The organism is Paracoccus sp. M683, assembly GCF_007096355.1.
Taxonomy (GTDB): Bacteria; Pseudomonadota; Alphaproteobacteria; order Rhodobacterales; family Rhodobacteraceae; genus Paracoccus.
Map to the genome: position 1 here is coordinate 1 of NZ_VKDF01000044.1, position 2,639 is coordinate 2,639.

Genomic DNA, 2,639 nt, shown 5'->3' on the forward strand with positions numbered 1-2,639 from the left:
TGCGGCGCGACAAACAGGATGAGATTCCGCGTCAATCAGGATGAGACTCTGCGGCGGGTGTGTGTCGGAGGGAGGGCGTAGCCCGACCGGAGGCACACACCCGCCGCTTCGCCCTGTTCCGGGGTCTGTGATCGCGGTCGGCCCGCTACACTGGTGGTTTCCAGGAAGGGAGACCCACCTTTGTGCCGGGGCGCCATGTAACCGATCATCAGATGAGACTTTTCATGAAGTTGAGACAAGACCACCCCATCGGAACCGCTGCGGCCAAGGCCGGGATGAGCCGGGCGACGGGCTATCGTATCGTGCAGGATCCGCAATTGCCGTCGCAGAAGACGCAGTCTCGGGAACGGCGGCGGCCAGACCCGCTGGAGCGCATCTTCGATGCCGAGGTTGTCCCCTTGTTGCAATCTGCGCCGGGCATCCGTCCGGTGGCTGTTTACGAGGAGATGTTGCGCCGCCACCCTGAACTGTCCCCGGGCATTCGCCGGACGCTGGAGCGCCGGATCCGCGCCTGGCGGGCTGAACATGGGGAAGATCAGGAGGTGATCTTCCGGCAGGTTCACGAGCCCGGTCGGCTCGGCCTGTCGGATTTTACGGACATGGGACCGATCGGCGTGACCATTGCGGGCCAGGCTCTGGATCATCTGCTCTACCACTTCCGGCTGCCATGGTCGGGGTTCGAGCATGCCCATGTCATCCTCGGCGGGGAGAGCTTCGTCGCCCTGGCGGAGGGGCTTCAGAATGCGTTGTGGTCGGTGGGGGCTGCGCCGCATTATCATCGCAGCGACAGCCTGTCGGCGGCCTTCCGCAATCTCGACAGCGATGCGCGGACTGACCTTACGACACGCTATGAGGCGCTCTGCGCCCATTACCGGATGAAGCCGACCCGCAACAACAAGGGAGTGGCGCATGAGAACGGTTCGATCGAAAGCGCCCACGGCCATCTCAAGAGCGCGATCCGGGACGCGCTCTTGATGCGCGGCAGTTGCGACTTTGCCGATCTTGGCGGCTACCGGGCCTTCATCGACGAGATCACCAGTCGCCGGAACGCGGCCCATGGCAAACGCATTGCGGCGGAACGTCCCCATTTGCAGGGACTTCCCGCGCGCCGCAGCACCGACTTCGAGGAGGTGATCGTCACCGTCTCCTCGACCGGCGGCTTCACCCTGCGCAAGGTGTTCTACACCGTCCCCTCCCGCCTGATCGGCCACAGGCTGCGTGTGCGCCTCTTCGATGACCGCCTCGAGGTCTTCATCGGCGGCACACAGCTGCTGACGCTGCCCCGCGGCCGCGCGCAGGCCAACGGCAAGCATGACCAGGTTGTGAACTACCACCATGTCATCCATTCCCTGCGCAAGAAGCCCATGGCGCTGCTGGGGTTGGTCTATCGCGACAAGCTCTTTCCCCGGCAGGAATATCGGCGGGCCTTTGAAGCGCTCTGCGAGCACCTGTCTGACCGGCAGGCCTGCAAGGTCACGGTCGAACTGCTTGCGCTCGCCCATGATCGCGGCTGCGAAAGCGAATTGGCCGGTGAGCTGGCCCGGGTGCTCAAGGCCGGCGGCCTCCCTGACCTTGTTGCGTTGCGGGCAAAGTTCGCCCCGGACCCGGCTCAATTGCCGGTCGTCTCGGTGCAACAGGTCTCCTTGGGAAGCTATGAGGCTCTTGTCGCAGCTCCAGCCATGACGGGAGAGCTCGCATGAAGAACGATCATAGCATCGATGAAGCCCGCCTCGGCATCATGCTGAACGAGTTGAGGTTACCCACCATCAAGACCCTCTGGCCCGAGTTCGCGCGGCAGGCGGACAAGGAAGGCTGGCCCGCCGCGCGCTTCCTCTCCGCGATCGCCGAACACGAACTGGCCGAACGTGTCCATCGCAGGACGGCAAGACATCTGGCCGAAGCCCATCTGCCGCCCGGAAAAACCATCGACAGCTTCGACTTCGAGGCCGTCCCGATGATCTCGAAAGCGCAGGTCATGGCCATGGCGGCGGGAGACAGCTGGCTCGCCAAGGGAGCCAATGTCCTGATGTTCGGTCCGCCCGGCGGCGGCAAGAGCCACCTTGCGGCGGCCATCGGCCTGGCGCTGATCGAGAACGGCTGGCGGGTCATGTTCACCAGAACGACTGATCTCGTGCAGAAGCTGCAGGTCGCCCGTCGCGAATTACAGCTCGAGACCGCCATCACGAAACTCGACAAGTTCGACCTGCTGATCCTCGACGATCTCGCCTATGTCACCAAGGACCAAGCCGAAACCAGCGTGCTCTTCGAACTCATCTCGGCGCGCTACGAGCGGCGATCCATCATGATCACCGCCAACCAGCCCTTCGGAGAATGGAACAAGGTCTTCCCGGACCCCGCCATGACGCTGGCCGCCGTCGACAGGCTGGTTCACCACGCAACCATCTTCGAGATGAACGTCGAAAGCTACCGACGGCGTGCCGCCCTCGAGGCCAAACGGCAGCGCGGAAGGCCGGCCTCATTCGCCACCATCAACAACACGCCGCTGATTGACGCGGCGCGACAATCAGAAACGAAAGAGGAACTTGCCAGCGACAATCAAGATGCTATCGTCGAAGACGCCGCGACATAGAATCTCATCCAGATCGTCGCGCGCGTCTCACCCAGATTGTCGCGCTATA

2 protein-coding genes are annotated in these 2,639 nt (G+C 63.3%); both read left to right on the forward strand.

All coding sequences use genetic code 11. The features are described 5' to 3' along the window. The first annotated feature begins 212 nt into the window (after window positions 1-212). Window positions 213-1,700, forward strand: a complete 1,488-nt coding sequence (istA, locus tag FNJ84_RS21575; protein ID WP_185968647.1) for an IS21 family transposase — start codon at window positions 213-215, stop codon at window positions 1,698-1,700. Beyond that, the gene (gene istB / locus FNJ84_RS21580) at window positions 1,697-2,590 is read left to right on the forward strand and encodes an IS21-like element helper ATPase IstB (protein ID WP_143795255.1); all 894 of its coding nucleotides are present in this window, start codon (window positions 1,697-1,699) and stop codon (window positions 2,588-2,590) included. Before istA ends, istB begins: the two co-directional genes overlap by 4 nt. Window positions 2,591-2,639 lie beyond the last annotated feature (49 nt).